Raw genomic sequence first — 17,896 nt, 5'->3', positions numbered from 1 at the left:
CGCCGCTGATCAGTGCGTCGGCCGGCTCGGTATCGGTGACCGAGGCGTCGCTCACCTCGACGCGCCGGATCAGCGTATGATCCTGGTCGACGCCGATGTGCATCTTGTAGCCGAAGGTGCTCTTCTTGCCCTTCTTGCCCCAGCGCGCATCCTTGTCCGCCGATGGCTTGACCGGGCCCTGATGGCCCTTCTTGGGCTGTTTCGGCGGGCGGCCGCGAGCTTGCAGAAATGAGGCATCGACCAGCGTGCCGCGCTTGACGATCAGGCCCTTGTCCTCAAGCTGGCGGTTGATCTCCTCGAACACCTTGTCGATCAGCCGCTCGCGCGTCAGCTCCTCACGGAAGCGCCACAGCGTCGAATGGTCGGGCGTGCGGTCCGAAAGGCTGAAGCCGGCAAAGCGGCGGAACGACAGCCGGTCGCGGATCTGTGCCTCAAGCGCCGGATCGCTCAACCCATGCCATACGCCCAACAAAAGGCAGCGCATCAGCACTGGCGCCGGATAGCTGGCCGTGCCCGGCCCGGCTCCGCTGCGTGCGCCCAGAAGCGCCTCGATCGGACCCCAGTCGATCTCCTTCGCAACAAGATCGAAGATTGTCTCGTCCGACGAGGCCAGGCCGTCCGCCAAGCTCAATTGACCAAGCACACGATCAACCATCCGCGAATCTCCCGTAGCGACCAACACTACAGAATCACCAATCAGATTCTGTGCAAAGGCCTCACAAGGGGAGAAGGGAGGCGCCCGTCTGCCGCACTGTTGCGAGCTTCCGGCGCTATCTCCTAGAATAGGCGATGGTAGTCACTCGCAGACTTGAGGAATACGAATTCAAGGCTTGCTTTGCAGAGCCTATGACGAACGTCACCGCGACGGCGGAGGCTGCTGCGAACATATGGCCGTATGTCGACGCACTAGATCTGGATGAGATCGGGCTGCCCTATTTGAACGACGTGCACTATGTCTACCGAGATGCCCAAAACCGGTTTGATCAAGTTTTGATTGGTACTGGCAGGTTCAACGCCCTTCTTGTGATCGTTGTTGATCTTCGCAGAAGCGCGGTGTTCGGACATTTCCTGCTGGATTTGAACAAAGAATACGGAGTAAGCGGAGGCCACTTGAGGTCCGTTTAATGTTGCCCGTCAGGCTTGAGACAATGGTGTGATGCTGCTTCAAGACAATTCCGCCGAAGTTCCTTTTGAACTGTCGATCGACGCTCGCTTTCCGTATTCGGATGCCGGTGCCGCTTCAGCCATAATCGCGCGGGGGTGGTCGATGTCGCTCAACGCAGCCTTTTGTGTTCTCCACGAGCTATGTCGCCCACCAGTCGGCAAGGCAGTTTCGAAGGAAAGATTGCTTGAGCTTGTCGAGGAATGGTCGCTGGGACCCGACCATCCATTAAAGCAGCCAATGTTTCGCTGTGCACGAACTCTCATTCGAAACGAGCCGCTGCCGTGGCGCGAAGCTTCTGCCGTGATGCAGGAAATTGGACATTACGACGGCCAGAGGGCGGCACTCGCGATCGCTTACTTTGCCGGCGATAGTTCCACTAGCGAAGGCGATATTGCCCTAAGCAACACTGATCATCGCATTCGTGAGACTTGGGCGACCAAAGGCGTCTAGAAAACGCAAACCCGCCGTTGTTGAAATCAGCATGGCGCGACCAGCCGAACGCGCCGCTTGCCATCGGCCCCGCCCCTGGTGTAACCCAATCCCTATACTCGAACATCCTGAAAGGAGGGCTGCGTGCACATCGACCACCACCGTCAGCGCGGCCCTGTCTCTGCCCTGCGAGCTTGCTTGCAGGGCTGACCAGAGACGGTCCGGGTTTTTCTTCCCGCTTCGATTTTTTTGGTCCGCCCTTCGTGGTGCTGCAACGCCGAGCCTGATGGCCAGCCTGCGCACCGTCAAAGTGCATCAGCCGGAATCACTCCGGACAGACCAGAGAAATCGACATGGCCCTGATCAGCCTCAAGTCCCTCGGCGTCACCATGAGTGCGCCGCTCTTCTCCCATCTCGACCTTACCATCGGCACCGGCGACCGGCTCGGCATCGTCGCCGCCAACGGCCGCGGCAAATCCACTTTGTTGAGGTGCCTGACCGGCGAGTTCGAAGCCACCACAGGCGACATCACCCGCACGCGCGGCCTGCGGGTCGGCTATGTCGAGCAAATCATCCCCGCAGCGCTCGCCGGGCGCAGCTTTCATGAGGTGGTGGCAGACGCCTTGCCGGCCGAGCAGGCCGAAAGCGAGCAATGGCGCGTCGATGTGGTTCTCGACTCGCTCGACGTGCCGCAGCCGATGCGCGAGCGGCCGATGCGGGCCTTAAGCGGCGGCTGGCAAAGGCTGGCGCTGATCGCGCGCGTCTGGGTCACCGATCCTGACGTCCTGCTTCTCGACGAACCGACCAACCATCTCGACCTCGGCAAGATCAGCCAACTCGAGACCTGGCTGAAAGCCCTGCCGCGCGAGGTGCCCGTGGTGATCGCCAGCCACGACCGGGCGTTCCTCGACGCGACGACCAACCGCACGCTGTTCCTGCGTCCCGAACAATCGCCGGTGTTTTCGCTGCCCTATTCGCGGGCGAGGCTTGCGCTGGACGAGGTCGACGCCTCGACCGAACGCAAATTCCAGCGCGACATGAAGGTGGCGCAGCAGCTGCGCCGGCAGGCGGCCAAGCTCAACAATATCGGCATCAATTCCGGCAGCGACCTTTTGACGGTCAAGACCAAGCAGCTCAACCAGCGGGCAGAGCGTCTGGAAGGAGCGGCAGCGCCGGCACACCGCGAAAGATCGGCGGGCGCGATCAAGCTCGCCAATCGCGGCAGCCATGCCAAGGTGCTGATCACGCTCGACGATTTGGTGGTCGGAACACCCGACGGCACGGATCTGTTCAGCACCGGCAAGCGCCACATCTGCCAACGCGACCGCATCGTCCTGCTCGGCCGTAACGGCGTCGGCAAATCACGGCTGATCGGCCTGATCCAGAATGCCGTCGTCGCCCCGCAAAAGGCGGCGCAAGGCGTGAAGGTGACGCCGTCGACCGTGCTCGGCTATAGCGACCAGGCGTTGTCGGGCATCAGCGGCGACGACACGCCGCTGGCGATGCTCTCGCGCAGATTCGATGTCGGCGAGCAGCGCGCCCGCTCGCTGCTGGCGGGCGCCGGCGTTAGCATCGACATGCAGGAGCGCAGGATCGGCGTGCTGTCGGGCGGACAGAAGGCGCGGCTGATGATGCTGGCGCTCAGGCTCGCCAATCCCAATTTCTATTTGCTCGACGAGCCGACTAACCACCTCGATATTGATGGCCAGGAAGCGCTGGAAGCGGAATTGCTGGAACGTCAGGCGAGCTGCCTGCTCGCCTCTCACGACCGCTCCTTCATCCGCGCGGTTGGCAACCGCTTCTGGCTGATCAAGAAACGGCGGCTGACCGAAGTCGACGACCCGGAGGGGTTCTTCCAGGAGGTTGCCGAAGCGGGCAGCTGAAAAATTGCGAGAAAAATTCCGGTGCCCTGTCGGATGATGATCGCATGCCACGTCCTTGGGACGCCGACACGGTGATGCCGGCGCCAATCGAGGAGAAAGCATCATGTCTATTCTGTCATCCATAGGTCACGCCGTAACGCGTTACTCGGCGGCTCGCGCCCGTTATCGCAGCGAACGCGCCATCCTTTCATTGCCGATCGAGCTGCGCAAAGATATCGGCTGGCCGGAAATCGTCGTCGACGCGCAAAACAGCCCGCGGATTCGCATCGAAGGTTGAAAGGTGGCAGTTGGCCTGGCGGCAGACGCCATTTCGAGTCCAAAAAAGCCATCGGCCGTGTAGGATCGTCGCCGTTCCGTTCGTCCTGTGGTTCGCAAAGGCAAACCAGACGCAAAGAGGAGCATGATATGAATGACCAGCCGCAGACCCAGCCCGCCGCCAAAGTGCTTGGCGGATTGACGCCCTACCTTCAGCTGGACGGCGCTTTCAAAGCCGCAGAATTTTACCAAAAGGCCTTCGGCGCCGAGCAGGTCTTTGCCTATCCGCCGGATGAACAGGGCCGTACCATGCATATCCATCTCCACATCAACGGTTCGACCCTGATGCTTTCCGACTTCTATCCCGAGCATGGAATGGCCGCTGTGAAGCCGCAGGGCTACACCATGCAGCTCCATCTCGGCAGCGACGACATCGACGCCTGGTGGAAGCGGGCCATCGAGGCGGGCTGCGAGGAAGTCGTGCCGTTGCAGGTGATGTTCTGGGGTGACCGCTGGGGCAATATGCGTGATCCGTTCGGCGTCGAATGGGCGATGAACGCACCGGTGAAAGCAGCTTAGCATCCCACGCAGGCTGTGTCTGAAATCACCTCTCCCGATCTGGAGGGAGAGGAAAACAATCGCATGGAGGAAGACAGATGTCCTATGTCGACGGTTTCGTGCTGGCCGTGCCCAAGGCAAATCTCGATGCCTACAAGAAAATGGCGCAGATGGGCGGCGCCGTCTGGAAGGAGCATGGCGCGTTGGCCTATGTCGAATGCATTGGCGACGACGTACCCTATGGCGAGGTCACCTCGTTCCCGCGCGCCGTGCAGGCCAAGGAAGACGAGGTCGTCGTCTTCTCCTGGGTCGTCTATGAATCCAGGCAGCATCGTGATGCGGTGATGGCCAAGGTGATGGCCGATCCTCGTCTCAAGCAGGACTGGGAGACCATGCCGTTCGACGGCAAGCGCATGATCTTTGGCGGTTTTCAGCCCTTCATCGAGCTGCAGGCGCCCCTCGATCAAGTTTATTGAGCAGCGGCTTCAGCCGGTCGCCATAGCGCTTCCACAGATCGACCGAGCCCTGATACATCGGCTGGCGCACTTGCGCGGCCGACGCCGTGCGCACCGGCCGGTCGGTCTGGTGGAACGACAGCACGGCGTCGTCCCACGGCAGGCCGAGATGGGCGATCAGCGCCCGCGACTGGCCTTGCTGGTCAGCGACGAAATCCTCGTAGCGAACGTCGTGCACGACATCAGGCAGCACGGCGTGCCAGTGCGCCATGATATCGGTGTAGAGATTGTGGAAATCGGCGAGCTCGTCGAGATCGTAGCCGTAGCGATGGCTGTCGCCACGGAAGTGCACCTTGTAGATCGACAGGCAGGTCGCCGCCGCATCGCGCGCGCAATGGATGATCTTGGCCTTCGGCAGCATCATATGGATGAAGCCGACCAACAGGAAATTGCCGGGCATCTTGTCTGTGACGTGCCGAAAACCTGGATAGCGGGCGTGCAGCATGTCGAGATAGGCCTGGCCGGCCTCGGCATAGGCCTTGTCGGGCATGTCGGCGATGCCCCAGGGAAAGCCGCCCTTCATGCTGAGCGGAAACTGCTTGCCGACCGCCGTCTTCAAAATGCTGAGCTCGCCGGCGCCATAGACCTGCGGATGGCTGGCGATGATCTGCTCGACCAGCGTGGTGCCGGAACGCGGCATGCCGACAACGAAGATCGGCGTGTCGTCGGCGATCCCGCTCGGCCTGTGCCTTTCAAAAAAGGCCTTGTCGAACACCGCCTTCATCGCCTCGAACTCGCCGCGCGTCTTGCCGGCGTCGTAGTCGATGCCCTGGCGGCGGATTGCGTTGCCTTCGGCGAAATAGTCGAAGGCGCGGCCATACTCCCTGAGGTCGTCATTGGCCTTGCCGAGGCCGAAGGAAAGCTGCATGCGCGCCAGACTGCCTTGCGGCGCCTTGGCGTGCTCCGCCTCCATGCGGGCAAGCTCGGCGTCGCGCTCCTTCTGGCGCTTGACCTGGGTGAGCATCAGCCAGGCCCTGGCCATGCCGGGATCCACCGCCAGCGCCTGCCTGAAAAGATCGGCAGCCTCGTCGAGATTGCCCTTTTCCATCAGCCCGACACCCAGGCCGTGCAAAAGATCGGCATCCTTCGGCCGGATCGTCAGCGCCTCGCGAAAAACAGCCAGTGCCTCATCCAGCCGGCCCGCTTCCTGCAGCGTTTCGGCAAGCCCGACGCGGGCGCGGACATGGAACGGGTTGCGGCCGATCGTGCCGCGATAAATATCCTCGGCGCCTTCGAATTGGCCGAGCTGCTTCAGCGACGAGCCGAGATTGTCACGCGCCGCCAACTGGTCCGGCCGGATCGCCACCACCTTGCGGAAGAGATCGGCGGCGGCCGCTACCCGGCCGAGGTCGCGCAGCAAGGTGCCCAGATTGTTGAGGAAATCCGGATTGTTCGGCTGCAGACGCACCGATTGTTCGATCAGCGCCAGCCCCTCGGCGCTGCGCCCGGTCTGGTGCAGCAGAAGCCCGAGGAAATGCGCAGCAGCCGGGTGGTTGGCCTTTTGCGACAGCACCTGACGGTAAAGCGCCTCGGCTTCCTGCCGGCGCCCCGCCTGGTGCAGCTGCAGCGCCTGCTGCACGTGCTGGTCGAGCCCCAGCGGCGGCTGTCCGCCTGAGCCGTAACGTGCGCCTGCCGGTTGTCTCGGATCTCTGTTGATGGGAAACCTGCCGTGTTGTCTGCCTGCCGCGATCTAGGCCATCGCTGCGGCACGTGCAAGAGCAGACGGCGGTCGCTACGAAGCAAACCTCCGAACCCGGGGAACTTACCGAAAGTCGGCCGGCGTCAGCACATACATGTTCCTGCGGCCGTGCGAGTAGGCTTGGCGCGCAATCTCGTGGATCGACGAACGCTTGGCGTCGAAGGCGCTGAGGAATTCGGCCTCGGCTCCGCTTGCAGCCGGGTTTGCCGCCGAAAGTGCCGCAACCTCGACAAAGAACGGGACTTCGAGCATGCCGTCATGGCCGACGAAACGAATGCGCTTGGCCGCCGCGTCATAGGAGCGGCTGGGGTTGGGAAAATTGAGCGTCATGGCCTGCGCGTCAAATCAGGCGATTGCTTTCGGCAAGCTGCCGCGCCCGGCGCGCCGTGCCGTCGGTATCGGCAATCCTTCGCCTTGCCGCCTCGTCGCTTCTTATCGTGAGACGCGGCGACAAGACCTTTATCGGCTTTGCGACGGGACTAACTGCAACTGTCGGGACATCCGGTGTTCTTGCGGAGTTCATGAATCTCTTCCTTCCATTGCTAGATAAATACAAATACCGGAGGAATTTTTCCGGAAGTTCTCCAAACAATTTTTGAGGTGCACCCGGACCGTATCATCGTTCTGCAGATAACTATAGAAAAGTAATTTTAGGTTGGTAGGGGTTAGAGGCCGAAAACTTCTTGAATAAGCCGTATTTTCAGACTAATGGTATGAAACCGTTTTGGGTCATGCTTGACCCCCCGGTGTCAGGGATTCTCGGCCCGCCAAACTTATCCAATCGCCGACACCTGGTACCGCAATGCAGGCTCCGCTTCCGGAGCAGGCCGGAAAGAAACTTCAAGGCACGAGAACTTCAAGGCACAAGCGAGAACTTCGAGGCACAAGAATGTCTGCCCGCACCACCCATTCCATCGCGCATTTCGCGGCACCTTTCGTGCTTGGCGGGCTGGATGGCGTGCAGCCGGCTGGCGACTATGACATCGACCACGACGAAGAACTGATCGACGGCATGTCGTGGCCTGCATGGCGCCGCGTCGCCACTTTCATCCATCTGCCGGCAAGGACGGTGAAAAGCGCGACCAGCCAGCTTGTCGCCATTGACCATGCCGAGCTCGACGCAGCGCTTCGGCACGACCAGGAGAATGTCACATGATCCGCTTTCAGCAGAGTGCGCGGCGCACGGACACGCCGGCGCATATCTTCACCGTCGGCCAGACCGTCCGCATGAAGAGCCGCACCGGCCTTGCCCAAAAGACCGCGGAGCTGTTCCAGATCAAGAGCCGGCTGCCGGTCAAGGACGGCTCGCCGCAATACCGCATCCGCAGCGATCAGGAGACCTATGAGCGGGTCACCACGGAAGACAATCTCGAACCGGTCGACAACCCGGCCAACTGATCCGAAAGCAATCCGCAACACGTATAAGGGATCAGAAAATGGCCAAGGGTCAACAGCGCAGCAATCGCGAGACACGCAAGCCCAAGAAGGACAAGGTGGCGGCAAAACCGGCCTCGCCCTTCGGCTCGGCGGTCAAGCAGGCGGAGACCGCTGTGAAACCCAGGTCCAAAGGCTAGGGTTCGATCGCACAACAATCTGCCTGGAGGCGTGCTTGAACTTCGTCATCGAGTTCTACCGCTCGCGCGATGCCGACGAAGCGATACTCGATCGAGTGTCGCTGGAGGCACCGAACCTGCGCGCCGCCCTGCAAGGCGCCGCCACGCTACTTCACACGCTGATGATGCCGCAGATCCCCGACCGCCTGCGCATCTCCAACGAAGATGGCGCCGAGCTCTACGTCGGCCCCGCCGATGGTGCCTATCCGGACGAACAGTGAGGCCGGTGCGCTAGCAAGGCCCGTCATCGACGACGCGATAATCCGCGGCGCGGGCTTCGCATTCGTTGGGGAATGTCCGCAGCTCGCCATGGCGACGAGCACAGACCGGGCGGTATTCGCGGGTGCAGAATGTCTGCTCCTCATCGCCACCACCGCCGCCGCGGCACTCGCCCTCGCGAATGATGCGGTATCCGGCCCGTTCGGCAAGGCAGGCATTGGCGAAGGTCTGGCGGTCGCCGCCGCGCCGGGCACAGACCGGGTCATATTGCCTAGTGCAGAATTGCGGCCCCGGCGGCCGTGGCGGGCGCGGCCCCGCCCCCTCATCATCCACCACGACGGTGCAGGCTGCGAGAATTGCCGACAGGAACAGGATGGAAAAAACCTGCCGCGGAAAGATTGCCGCAAGAAGCCGCATGAATGTTCCCTCCCCTCGAAACTCCTGCCTGCACAAATGGTGCCTGGGTCAGGCCGATCCTCGTCATTCCGCTGCTAAATGCAACCCCTGTTTGCAACTGGCGAGCCAGGGCGGTACGGCGGCGCAAGCCAAGACAGCACCTGTCCCGCTTGCTGGACCATGCCTGGGTGAAGTCTGGCCGATGACCGCGCGGAGAACCGGGACTATCGGTGCGATGCGTCGGGATGCGCCCGTTGGGCCGCCCGCGGCTCTATCTTGCAAGCATCACGTTTCCGTGCGATAAATTTTGTGTTCGGGCATTTGCGACCCGGAGAGCGGAACGTTTTGGACGACCTTTCCCCGATACTGTGAATCTCTGACAGCCCCGTTTTCGGCGGGGGGTTTTACCATGCGCCAATGCATGACTGCCGAAGCAACCACCGGGACTTGCCCACGGCGCCAGGCGCGGGCGGAACCACCAAGACTGACACGGGTGAAGGAGTTTCCCCAATGGCCCAGACCGGCACCGTTAAATTTTTCAACGCTACCAAAGGCTTCGGCTTCATCACGCCCGATGGCGGCGCCAAGGATGTGTTCGTCCACATCTCGGCGATCGAGGCTTCCGGGCTGCGCACGCTCGTCGACGGTCAGAAGGTCACCTTCGATGTCGAGCCCGACCGTATGGGCAAGGGTCCGAAAGCGGTCAATCTCCGCGCTGCCTGAAACCACAGCGTGCCGCGCGTCCTTTCGGGGTGTGAGGATGCTGCAAGGCTTTGGAGTGAACTTGGATTCTGTAAAGGCGCGGCGGTTTTCGTCGCGCCTTTTGTGTTCCGGGATGCTTGCTGGCGCCCGCAAAACTTTCTCTTGCCGATGGCACTAAAATAAAGGACAAATTTCCCTCCGGGCATTTGCCGGCCCGAGACTGGACTTGTGGGATCAAAGGAGCTTCCCATGCCGCAGACCGGCACCGTCAAATTCTTCAATCACGCCAAGGGCTTCGGCTTCATCACGCCGGACGACGGGGCAAAAGATGTCTTCGTCCATATTTCGGCCGTGCAGGCGTCGGGTCTTCCCGGTCTTGAGGATGGGCAGAAAGTGACATTCGACACCGAGCCGGACAAGCGCGGCAAGGGTCCGAAAGCCGTCAACCTGTCGATCGGCTGAACCAGCCCTGGGCAGAATGGACGTGGGCCGGTCTGGTCTGCGGAGTTTGCCGCACGCTTGAATCGCCCAGTTAGATGAACCGCCCGGTCAAAGTTCGTTCAGCCCCCGTTCAGCCACGGTCGCATATTAATCTTCGTTAAAGCCGGACCGCATCCCCCGAAAACGACCCGGGCCGGCACGAAGGAGACCGACATGAACCGAATTTTCAAGACTGCCATCCTGTCCGCCGCGGTTGTTGCGACCACACTTGCGACCTTGCCCGCGGCCAATGCCGACGAATGGCGTCATCACCGCCGCCACCACGGCCACGGCGACGCCGTTGCCGCCGGCGTGCTCGGCCTTGCGGCAGGTGCCCTGATCGGCGGTGCCCTCGCCAGTCCGCAGCCCCGCTATTACGATCCGGCCTATGATGATGAATACTACCGGCCTGCCCCGGTGCGCCGTTATTACGTACAGCCGCGAGTAGCCTATGCCGAAAGCTATGCGGAGCCGTGGACCCGCGGCTGGTACGAATACTGCTCGGACCGCTACCGGAGCTTCAACGCGCGTACCGGCACGTTCACCGGCTATGACGGCGAACAGCATTTCTGCACCGCCAATTAGCGGAGGCAGTTTCTCGCCGGAAAAAAGCGCGGTCGCACAGGCCGCGCTTTTTTGTTTCCGGCAAGCGGGTTCAGATCAGGAAAGGATTACTCCGCCGCTCCTCACCAAAACGGCCGCCGGGACCATGGCCGCAGATGAAGCCGATGTCGTCGCCTAACGTCAAAAGCTTCTCCTTGATCGAGGCGATCAGCGCTGCGTGGTCGCCGCCCGGCAGGTCGGTGCGGCCGACCGAACCGCGAAACAGCACGTCGCCGACATGGGCGAACTTCGCCGCCCGGTTATAGTAGACGACGTGGCCGGGTGCGTGGCCCGGACAATGGAGCACCTCGAACACATGTGAGCCAAACGAAACGGTCTCGCCTTCGGCAAGGAACCGGTCGGGGACACAGTTGCGCACGGGATCGGTGATGCCATAGCGCTTTGCCTGGTTCTCGAGATTGGCGAGCAGCGGCCGGTCGGCGGCATGCGGGCCGATGATCTCGATACCGAGCGCCTCCTTCAGTTCCATGGCCCCGCCGGCGTGGTCGATATGGCCATGCGTAATCCAGATCGCGCCGGCAGTGATTGCATTGTCCTCGAGCGTCGCCAGCACCTTGTCGATGTCACCGCCCGGATCGACGACAACGCCTTGCCTGTCGTCCATGTCGAAGAGGATGGTGCAATTCTGCTGGAACGGCGTGACCGGCACGATGCCGGCGTTGAGCTGACCCATATTCGTCCTTTCACGCTGTCGGAGCCCGGCGCGTCCCCTCGAACACGTCAGGAAAGCCCTAACCTCGAATCAGGCCCTGATGTAGAGACACACGCGAACGGCGTCCACCGCTCCACAAACGAAATGGGCGGCCGAAGCCGCCCATTTGAAAACCTGAAACGTCGAAGCTTATTTCTTCATCGCGTTCATGACCGCACCGATGATGCCGGTCAGGATGGCGCCACCGCCGGCACCGCCAACGATATTTGAAATGTTCAACGCGCTGCCGGCCCCTGCCGCCGTGGCGGCTGCTGCCGGATCGACCGAGCCACCCAGCAGACTGTTGAGGATGGCCGCACCGCCGACGCCGCCGACAGCGCCGCCCAGGATTTTGGTAAGCTGCCCCATCGCCGCAGTCTTGATAGCCGCACCCACCGCCTGACCACCGATGATGCCCGTAATCACCTGAATAATGATCGGAAGAAGCGTGTTCATATCCATATTTCCAGTCCCTCCATAGCCGCCAGCCTCCCAGGCCGACGCTATCATGAGACGCCGAATTGAATGAAAGTCAAATGCGCAAACGCTTAAATAAAAGGGGCGGCCCGAAAACCGCCCCTACTTGATAAAAAACCTGTGACTTTCGTTATTCTGCTGCAATCGCGTGGTTGGGTTGAACCGCCGCAGAATAGTCGTTCATCAATGTCTTGGCGATATCGCCGACCTCGAATCGGTAGGGACCGATCTCCGAAACCGGCGTCACCTCGGCTGCCGTCCCGGTGAGGAAGCACTGCTGGAAGCCTTCAAGCTCTTCCGGCATGATGGCGCGCTCGATCACCTCCAAACCACGGTCCTTGGCAAGGCCGATGACCGTGCGGCGGGTGATGCCGTCGAGGAAGCAATCGGGTTTGGGCGTATGGATCTTGCCGTCCTTGACGAAGAAGATGTTGGCACCTGTCGCTTCCGCCACCTGGCCACGCCAGTCGAGCATCATGGCGTCGGCATAGCCCTTGGCCTCGGCGGCATGCTTGGACATGGTGCAGATCATGTAGAGGCCGGCCGCCTTTGATTTCGACGGTGCGGTGCGCGGGTCGGGGCGGCGCCATTCGGCCATGTCGAGGCGGATGCCCTTGAGCTTCTGCGCCGGGTCGAAATAGCTCGGCCACTGCCAGATGGCGATGGCGCAGTTGATCCGGCTGTTCTGTGCGGAAACGCCCATCTGTTCGCTGCCGCGCCACGCGATCGGCCGGACATAGGCGTCCTGGAAACCTTGCTTCTTCAACAGCGTGCGGCAGGCGTCGTCGATCTCGGCGACCGAGTAGGGTATCTTGAAGCCAAGCAGGCGCGCCGATTCATGCAGGCGTTCGGTGTGGTCGGTCAGCTTGAAAATTTCGCCGCCATAGGCGCGCTCGCCCTCGAATACCGCGCTGGCGTAGTGCAGCCCGTGAGTCAAGACGTGGATCTTGGCGTCGGCCCATTTGACGAATTCGCCGTTCATCCAGATAAAGCCGTCCAGTTGGTCGAAGGGAACGGATGCCATGGTAACCTCCCGCGGGCGGCAGCCCGCACATCATTGTGTCGTTGCGTGTTTCGTTGCGGCCGCTGCAGGCGGCCATTGTCTTAAAGCGTAGGCGGATATTTAAGGTCTGGCAAACTCAGGAAGTTCCGGAAAAAACGGCTTCGCTTGCCTTTTCGTTCGCAATCCGCCGAAAAGCTTGCCAAAAATTACCATCGCGCGGAAAATACGTCAATAGTGCTGACATAATTTCCTGCTTCACACGGAGAAAAGATGACGAGCCACGCAGCCGCAGAGCCGATCAGGACGGCGATCACCGACGAGGACGGCATCGATTTCGCCATCATCGAGTTGTTCTTCTTCGCCTATCGCGACTTTACCTCCGATCCGGACCAGATCCTGGCCGACTACGGTTTTGGCCGTGCCCATCACCGGGTGCTGCATTTCGTCAATCGCCGGCCCGGCCTGACGGTCGCCGAACTCCTCGACGTGCTCAAGATTACCAAGCAGAGCCTGGCGCGCGTGCTCAAGCAATTGATCGACACCGACCATATCGTGCAATTGCAGGGCCCTCGCGACCGCCGCCAGCGCGAGCTTTATCCGACGGCCAAGGGTCGTGCCCTGGCGCTGGCACTGGCGCGGCCACAGTCGCGCCGCATCCATGCTGCATTGGAAGATTCCGGAGCCACCGAACGCGCCGTTATCGAACGGTTCCTGGAAGCGATGGTCAATCCGGAACTAAGGGCGCAGATCGACATTGTGCCCGCAAAGATGTCAGGGAAAAGCCATGGAGACCATTGAGAGGGTTGATCATCCGACAGCACCGGAAGACGATGCGCCGCATCTGCTTGTGGTCGATGACGACACCCGTATCCGCAATCTTCTGAAACAGTATCTGACCGAAAACGGCTTTCGCGTTACCGTCGCCGGAAATTCCGGCGAGGCGCGGCGCAAGCTCGCCGGCCTCGACTTCGATCTGATCGTGCTCGACGTCATGATGCCGGGTGAAAGCGGCGTCGACCTCACCAAGGCGCTGCGGGCGGAGAAAAACGTTCCGATCCTGATGCTCACCGCACTGTCCGAAACCGACAGCCGGATCACCGGGCTCGAGGCCGGCGCCGACGACTATCTGCCAAAACCGTTCGACCCGCGCGAGCTGATCCTGCGTATCAACAATATCCTGCGCCGCGGCGGCCCCGCGACAACGCCCAAGGTCGAACAGCTGGTCTTTGGCCCCTATACGTTCCAGATCGCCAGGCGTGAGCTGAAGCGCGGCGGCGAGGCGCTCAAGCTGACCGACCGCGAGCAGGAGATCCTGGCGATCTTCGCTGCGCGTGCCGGCGAAACGATACCGCGGCATGAGCTTGTCGGCGACGAGTCCGAGGTCGGCGAGCGCACGATCGACGTCCAGATCAACCGGCTGCGCCGCAAGATCGAACGCGATCCGTCCAATCCGGTCTGGCTGCAGACCGTGCGCGGTATTGGGTATCGGCTCAGTATAGAATAGCCGTTTCTCTACCAAGCGTTTTCAATGGCTTACAGTGGAAACTTCAAACCAAACAGTTTGGTTTGACAGTTTTTGTTCCTGCTCCGTGCTCGGCGATAGAATTCATCGCCTCATGCGCCAGGCGTATCTGATCGACGGCCTCAGTGTAGCGAACGATCTCATCAAGCCTTTTGTGACCAGTGATCGCCTTGATCTGGTGCGGTGTGCAGCCGGCTTGGGCGAGGCGTCGGCTGCATGCCTTCCTTAGACCGTGCGGTGAAAGCCCCATGGCGCCGGTTGCAAGATCCTCGCGCAGTCCAGCCTCGCGGACACAGACCCGGAACCAGTTGGTGAAAGACTCGGGCTGGAACGGCTTTTCGTATTGCGTCAGGAGATAGGTGAGATTGTCCTGAGGTCTGCCATCTAGGCTGCCTTTAAGATATGGATGAAGCGGGATCGAGACGGCCGTGCCTGTCTTCTGCTGTCTAATTGACAGCACGCCGTTCCTGACGTGCTGCCGGCCCATGCCGATCACATCCGAACGCCGCTGGCCAGTGAACAGCAGGAGATCTAGGGCAAGCCGAGCACGGGTGCCCTCAGCGTGCGCCGCATAGAAGGCGACAATGTCCTCCTCCTCCCAAGTGATGAATCCGCCCGACTTGATTTTCATGGGCCGTATCCGAATCGTCGGATCGTCCTTTCGCATCCCCATGTCGATGGCGCGCCCCATCAGGAGCTTGATCATCTTCAGCAGTTCGTTGGCCGCGCCAGGGTGTTCAGCCTTCTTGTCCCTCATCTTGAGGACGTGCTTGCGCTCGAGCTTGACGATCGAGCCAGTGCCATAGTCACGACGCAGGCGTTCGAGCGCGTTGCGATATGTCTTCTGGCTCGCTTTTGCTAAATTTCTGAAATCTGCGCTGTCGTAGTAGGAGAGGATCAGCGCCGCAATTGTGCCGGGCTGGGTTCGATTAGCTCCTATCATGGTTGTTGGCGCCGCCCTGCCGGCTTCCCACGAATTCAGTGCCGCGCTGTAGGCGTCCATGAACTCGGTCGAGTATGGAAGACCTGGCAACGCGGTGTTCGTGTGTCGGAAATAGTGACGTGGCCGCCCGGTTCGATCAATGAAGGCTTTGACGTGCTTCGGCAACTTACGATTCATTGAACGAGCCGATCCCATTCGTTGTCGCAATCCTCAGATTCGGAAATCCCGCTCAACCGGTCAAGCGCCTTGTCGAGCGCGCGGACATCCCAGCGTTTGACGCCTGGGAGCGGCAACGGCTGCGGCATGATGCCGGCACGCACCAGCTTGTCGAAATAACCGACGCTAGCACCCACGAAGCTGGCAGCTTCGGGACGACCAAAGACGCGGCGGTCCGATGGCGGCAAGGCGTGGATAAGCCCGCAGGTGATCATCGTCATGGCAGAGTTCTCCCTCTACCAAGCGATATAGCGCTAATAGCCGGCCAGGAGCGACAGTTCGAAAAAGAAATTGGGACCGAAGAAGGCCGAGCGACGAGTAGACTTGTGAGAGAGGATTGAACTCTGGACAGATCAAGCAAAATCAATGGCTTACTTTGCCTTTTGCAACATTGTGACGGGCGGCAATTTGAGGCTACAAAAGCCGAACTGACGGCGGGCATGGAGGCTAGTCCGGGTCGCAGCGCCCGCATTTCGTCCAGCAGTTGCTCGACTGTTCTTACCTCAGCGATATAGGCATATTCTCAAGGGATGCCTCGTGAAGTTCCAGGCGCGCAGGAGCACGCATCCGAGGCAACGATGACCTCTAGCCCACATCAGCTGCATGGCGAGCACTCGTTTCGACAACCGAGTTGGTGGCGGACCCCGGCCTCAGCCGATCGGCCTTCAGCACGTGCAGGATCTCTTCCAGTTGCGATCCGTAGAGGCATTGACCTTGGAACGCTTGACAGTGAACTCATGTCCAATCGGAACAAGCCCCCTCGTGGAACTCCGCACCCCAACTCCCTCGACCATAGCGCCTAACTAGCGCCTTCAGCGCGGCACAAGTGATTATGGGTATACCGTCATACCTGTCGCAGCTGCGGCATCCATCAATCCGGCCGAGAAAGGGCGACCATTGAGATAAATGTCACAGCGATGAATATCTTCCAATCTGATCGTCCACCCCTCCTGCGCTTTTTTACAATTGAGACCTCGGGATTTCGCCACGGCGACCAAGTCAATAGAAATAGCTCTCTCTTGCTTTTTTCCTGTCACAAAGTTATCAAGGAGATATTCCTTAATGTCTTTAAATTGAATATCGTAGTTTTTCATAAGATTTTGATCATTTACGAAGGAATAAACTTCATCTTCACTTGCAATGCCACGATGGGTGAGACGCCAAAGCAATTGAGCGACATGCTTTATATCTTGGCTGTGTATGGTTGGTCGCACACAATAAAAAGTGCAATTATTATAACTATAACCTATTGTTACCCCAAAATGGCTCAATCTTATAAATTCTTCGAAAGTCAATCTGCTTCCATCAGTCCTAAAGAACACACGTTCGTCGATGGCGCAATTGTCATACCGGTCATCGAAATATAGCTCACCTCCAATGACCGTTGTAATTCTCTGGCATGTCTGCATATGAGGAGGAAGCTCTCCATCAAGCACGGAATTAAGCAGTTCTCGAGAGCTCCCATTTTCAAATTCAATGATAGCTTCAGGAATTACTGCGTAAAATTCGCCGGAATCGACAAGATTTCCGATTCTAAAATAGAAACTATTTTTAGACCAAAGTCCCGCCGTAATTACCATGCTAAGAAAAGATGGACTACTTGCTATTCGCCGAGAGTTATCTGTAGAGTATGTATAATGGTCAATAATATACCGTAGTTCTTTGTGTGGCTCTAGGGCGCTACTCTTTATAAAAAGTTCACTTAATTGTTCAGCGCTCGGAAAAGAAGAAAGGACCGATGCAATGGACGCCTTCATGTTACGCCTGAGCAAATGTTCCACGATCTCTGACCAGGGAGACTCGTCCATAAAAGGCGCGTTTCCAGCTCTTTGTTCAAGGTCTTTACGAACACTCCCAAATGTCTCTGTATAGATGTATCGAGAGGTAGGAAGTGGCGGCAGGTCAACTAACTTTAGAAAAACAAACTCGCGGAAGAGTGAATCAGCCTCTTCGTCTGTCTTAGGTCCGTCGATCACGCGTAGAAGCAGTCGCCAGCCGAGTTCATAGTCACTCCATTCCAAAACGTCTCCGCACGTCGTGCGGGTGGCCTCAAGGTAATCGGATCCTTGTTGAGCGGTTAGCCGCAAATCGATAAAGTCACGGTATCTTCCCTGATCTAGCAACTGGCGCTCCGATAGTAGTCTCGCCTTTATGGCAGACCCAACCGGTTGGACGTCCACAAGGCGGCTGGAGGCGAACTTGCAGAATGGAACGCCGTCGCTTGTTTCGACTAGCCAGTCCGCTCCACGGCCAATGAGCTCCACAACGGCATCGACATTCTTCGCTTGAACTGCTTGGAGGAGCAGGGTCGAGCCACCAAATTTGTCGAACACGGCTTCAGGGTGGGCCTGCAGAAACAGCGAGAGCTGTGCGTTGTCTCCATTTGCAATAGATACTGCAGGGTCTACGGGCGAAGCGCTGGCAACGCTTGCCGCGACGACTCCTAACAGGACGGCCCTGACCACGAGCAGAATGCTCTCTAGCGGTGTAGTTCGCATGCGCTCCT

26 protein-coding genes are annotated in these 17,896 nt (G+C 59.6%); 15 read left to right on the top strand and 11 right to left on the bottom strand.

Features of this window, described 5'->3' with window-relative positions; genetic code table 11:
• On the bottom strand, window positions 1-655 hold a 655-nt coding region (locus tag NKI19_RS02530), incomplete at its 3' end, for an IS5 family transposase (protein WP_352951079.1).
• 191 nt (window positions 656-846) lie between these two features.
• Between NKI19_RS02530 and NKI19_RS02525 the strand changes: the two genes are divergently transcribed.
• The 6 genes from NKI19_RS02525 (at window position 847) to NKI19_RS02500 (ending at window position 4,766) form a co-directional block, all read left to right on the top strand.
• Window positions 847-1,125, top strand: coding sequence for a hypothetical protein (locus NKI19_RS02525; RefSeq protein ID WP_352477927.1), 279 nt, complete (start codon window positions 847-849; stop codon window positions 1,123-1,125).
• A 31-nt stretch (window positions 1,126-1,156) separates the two neighbouring features.
• Entirely contained in the window at window positions 1,157-1,615 is a 459-nt protein-coding gene (locus NKI19_RS02520; RefSeq protein WP_352489022.1) for a hypothetical protein, read from the top strand.
• A gap of 332 nt (window positions 1,616-1,947) precedes the next feature.
• Window positions 1,948-3,477, top strand: coding sequence for an ABC-F family ATP-binding cassette domain-containing protein (locus NKI19_RS02515; protein WP_352951076.1), 1,530 nt, complete (start codon window positions 1,948-1,950; stop codon window positions 3,475-3,477).
• Window positions 3,478-3,580: 103 nt separating this feature from the next.
• Window positions 3,581-3,754, top strand: a complete 174-nt coding sequence (locus NKI19_RS02510) for a hypothetical protein (RefSeq protein ID WP_023719167.1) — start codon at window positions 3,581-3,583, stop codon at window positions 3,752-3,754.
• A gap of 128 nt (window positions 3,755-3,882) precedes the next feature.
• The gene (locus NKI19_RS02505) at window positions 3,883-4,311 is read left to right on the top strand and encodes a VOC family protein (RefSeq protein WP_352489020.1); all 429 of its coding nucleotides are present in this window, start codon (window positions 3,883-3,885) and stop codon (window positions 4,309-4,311) included.
• Between the two features lie 77 nt (window positions 4,312-4,388).
• Window positions 4,389-4,766, top strand: coding sequence for a DUF1428 domain-containing protein (locus NKI19_RS02500; RefSeq protein ID WP_352489019.1), 378 nt, complete (start codon window positions 4,389-4,391; stop codon window positions 4,764-4,766).
• Here NKI19_RS02500 and NKI19_RS02495 read toward each other — a convergent pair.
• From NKI19_RS02495 to NKI19_RS02485, 3 genes are all read right to left on the bottom strand, one after another.
• On the bottom strand, window positions 4,729-6,384 hold the full coding sequence (locus NKI19_RS02495) for a tetratricopeptide repeat-containing sulfotransferase family protein (protein ID WP_352489018.1): 1,656 nt from the start codon (window positions 6,382-6,384) through the stop codon (window positions 4,729-4,731). The genes NKI19_RS02500 and NKI19_RS02495 overlap by 38 nt on opposite strands.
• A gap of 183 nt (window positions 6,385-6,567) precedes the next feature.
• Window positions 6,568-6,834, bottom strand: coding sequence for a DUF1488 family protein (locus tag NKI19_RS02490; protein ID WP_023678405.1), 267 nt, complete (start codon window positions 6,832-6,834; stop codon window positions 6,568-6,570).
• 10 nt (window positions 6,835-6,844) lie between these two features.
• Window positions 6,845-7,027: a hypothetical protein gene (locus NKI19_RS02485; RefSeq protein WP_023678406.1), complete on the bottom strand. Its 183-nt coding sequence runs from the start codon at window positions 7,025-7,027 to the stop codon at window positions 6,845-6,847.
• 366 nt (window positions 7,028-7,393) lie between these two features.
• On the opposite strand from NKI19_RS02485, the gene NKI19_RS02480 reads away from it, so the two are divergent.
• From NKI19_RS02480 to NKI19_RS02465, 4 genes are read left to right on the top strand one after another with little or no spacing between them, the layout of a single operon-like run.
• On the top strand, window positions 7,394-7,660 hold the full coding sequence (locus tag NKI19_RS02480) for a hypothetical protein (protein WP_023678407.1): 267 nt from the start codon (window positions 7,394-7,396) through the stop codon (window positions 7,658-7,660).
• Window positions 7,657-7,902, top strand: a complete 246-nt coding sequence (locus NKI19_RS02475; RefSeq protein ID WP_352489017.1) for a hypothetical protein — start codon at window positions 7,657-7,659, stop codon at window positions 7,900-7,902. The genes NKI19_RS02480 and NKI19_RS02475 overlap by 4 nt, the downstream gene beginning before the upstream one ends.
• Before the next feature lie 38 nt (window positions 7,903-7,940).
• Window positions 7,941-8,078, top strand: a complete 138-nt coding sequence (locus tag NKI19_RS02470) for a hypothetical protein (protein WP_352489015.1) — start codon at window positions 7,941-7,943, stop codon at window positions 8,076-8,078.
• A gap of 35 nt (window positions 8,079-8,113) precedes the next feature.
• On the top strand, window positions 8,114-8,338 hold the full coding sequence (locus tag NKI19_RS02465; RefSeq protein WP_292661267.1) for a hypothetical protein: 225 nt from the start codon (window positions 8,114-8,116) through the stop codon (window positions 8,336-8,338).
• Between the two features lie 10 nt (window positions 8,339-8,348).
• On the opposite strand, the gene NKI19_RS02460 is transcribed toward NKI19_RS02465, so the two are convergent.
• Window positions 8,349-8,753, bottom strand: coding sequence for a Kazal-type serine protease inhibitor family protein (locus tag NKI19_RS02460; protein WP_352489014.1), 405 nt, complete (start codon window positions 8,751-8,753; stop codon window positions 8,349-8,351).
• Between the two features lie 489 nt (window positions 8,754-9,242).
• On the opposite strand from NKI19_RS02460, the gene NKI19_RS02455 reads away from it, so the two are divergent.
• From NKI19_RS02455 to NKI19_RS02445, 3 genes are all read left to right on the top strand, one after another.
• Entirely contained in the window at window positions 9,243-9,455 is a 213-nt protein-coding gene (locus NKI19_RS02455) for a cold-shock protein (RefSeq protein WP_006202520.1), read from the top strand.
• A gap of 228 nt (window positions 9,456-9,683) precedes the next feature.
• Entirely contained in the window at window positions 9,684-9,896 is a 213-nt protein-coding gene (locus NKI19_RS02450) for a cold-shock protein (protein WP_006202521.1), read from the top strand.
• Window positions 9,897-10,088: 192 nt separating this feature from the next.
• Window positions 10,089-10,499 (top strand): BA14K family protein, encoded by a 411-nt coding sequence (locus NKI19_RS02445; RefSeq protein ID WP_023678410.1) that lies wholly within the window; start codon window positions 10,089-10,091, stop codon window positions 10,497-10,499.
• Window positions 10,500-10,569: 70 nt separating this feature from the next.
• Here NKI19_RS02445 and NKI19_RS02440 read toward each other — a convergent pair whose 3' ends face one another.
• From NKI19_RS02440 to NKI19_RS02430, 3 genes are all read right to left on the bottom strand, one after another.
• Window positions 10,570-11,211 carry an MBL fold metallo-hydrolase gene (locus NKI19_RS02440; protein WP_352489013.1) on the bottom strand — a complete coding sequence of 214 codons (642 nt, stop codon included), beginning with the start codon at window positions 11,209-11,211 and terminating at the stop codon, window positions 10,570-10,572.
• A gap of 168 nt (window positions 11,212-11,379) precedes the next feature.
• On the bottom strand, window positions 11,380-11,691 hold the full coding sequence (locus NKI19_RS02435; protein ID WP_352450492.1) for a hypothetical protein: 312 nt from the start codon (window positions 11,689-11,691) through the stop codon (window positions 11,380-11,382).
• Between the two features lie 145 nt (window positions 11,692-11,836).
• Window positions 11,837-12,730 carry a branched-chain amino acid aminotransferase gene (locus tag NKI19_RS02430; RefSeq protein ID WP_352489012.1) on the bottom strand — a complete coding sequence of 298 codons (894 nt, stop codon included), beginning with the start codon at window positions 12,728-12,730 and terminating at the stop codon, window positions 11,837-11,839.
• 249 nt (window positions 12,731-12,979) lie between these two features.
• On the opposite strand from NKI19_RS02430, the gene NKI19_RS02425 reads away from it, so the two are divergent.
• Both NKI19_RS02425 and NKI19_RS02420 read left to right on the top strand, forming a co-directional pair.
• Complete coding sequence (locus tag NKI19_RS02425; RefSeq protein WP_023719182.1) at window positions 12,980-13,507, top strand: MarR family winged helix-turn-helix transcriptional regulator; 528 nt, start codon at window positions 12,980-12,982, stop codon at window positions 13,505-13,507.
• Window positions 13,494-14,213 (top strand): response regulator, encoded by a 720-nt coding sequence (locus tag NKI19_RS02420; RefSeq protein WP_352565812.1) that lies wholly within the window; start codon window positions 13,494-13,496, stop codon window positions 14,211-14,213. The genes NKI19_RS02425 and NKI19_RS02420 overlap by 14 nt, the downstream gene beginning before the upstream one ends.
• 43 nt (window positions 14,214-14,256) lie before the next feature.
• On the opposite strand, the gene NKI19_RS02415 is transcribed toward NKI19_RS02420, so the two are convergent.
• The 3 genes from NKI19_RS02415 to NKI19_RS02405 form a co-directional block, all read right to left on the bottom strand.
• Window positions 14,257-15,234, bottom strand: a complete 978-nt coding sequence (locus tag NKI19_RS02415; RefSeq protein WP_352565810.1) for a tyrosine-type recombinase/integrase — start codon at window positions 15,232-15,234, stop codon at window positions 14,257-14,259.
• A gap of 113 nt (window positions 15,235-15,347) precedes the next feature.
• The gene (locus tag NKI19_RS02410; protein WP_352565809.1) at window positions 15,348-15,611 is read right to left on the bottom strand and encodes an XRE family transcriptional regulator; all 264 of its coding nucleotides are present in this window, start codon (window positions 15,609-15,611) and stop codon (window positions 15,348-15,350) included.
• Between the two features lie 609 nt (window positions 15,612-16,220).
• Window positions 16,221-17,888: a hypothetical protein gene (locus NKI19_RS02405; RefSeq protein WP_352565807.1), complete on the bottom strand. Its 1,668-nt coding sequence runs from the start codon at window positions 17,886-17,888 to the stop codon at window positions 16,221-16,223.
• Between the last annotated feature and the right edge of the window lie 8 nt (window positions 17,889-17,896).

It is taken from the genome of Mesorhizobium sp. M0751 (assembly GCF_040320265.1).
Taxonomy (GTDB): domain Bacteria; phylum Pseudomonadota; class Alphaproteobacteria; order Rhizobiales; family Rhizobiaceae; genus Mesorhizobium.
This window is presented reverse-complemented; position numbering and strand designations above follow the sequence as displayed.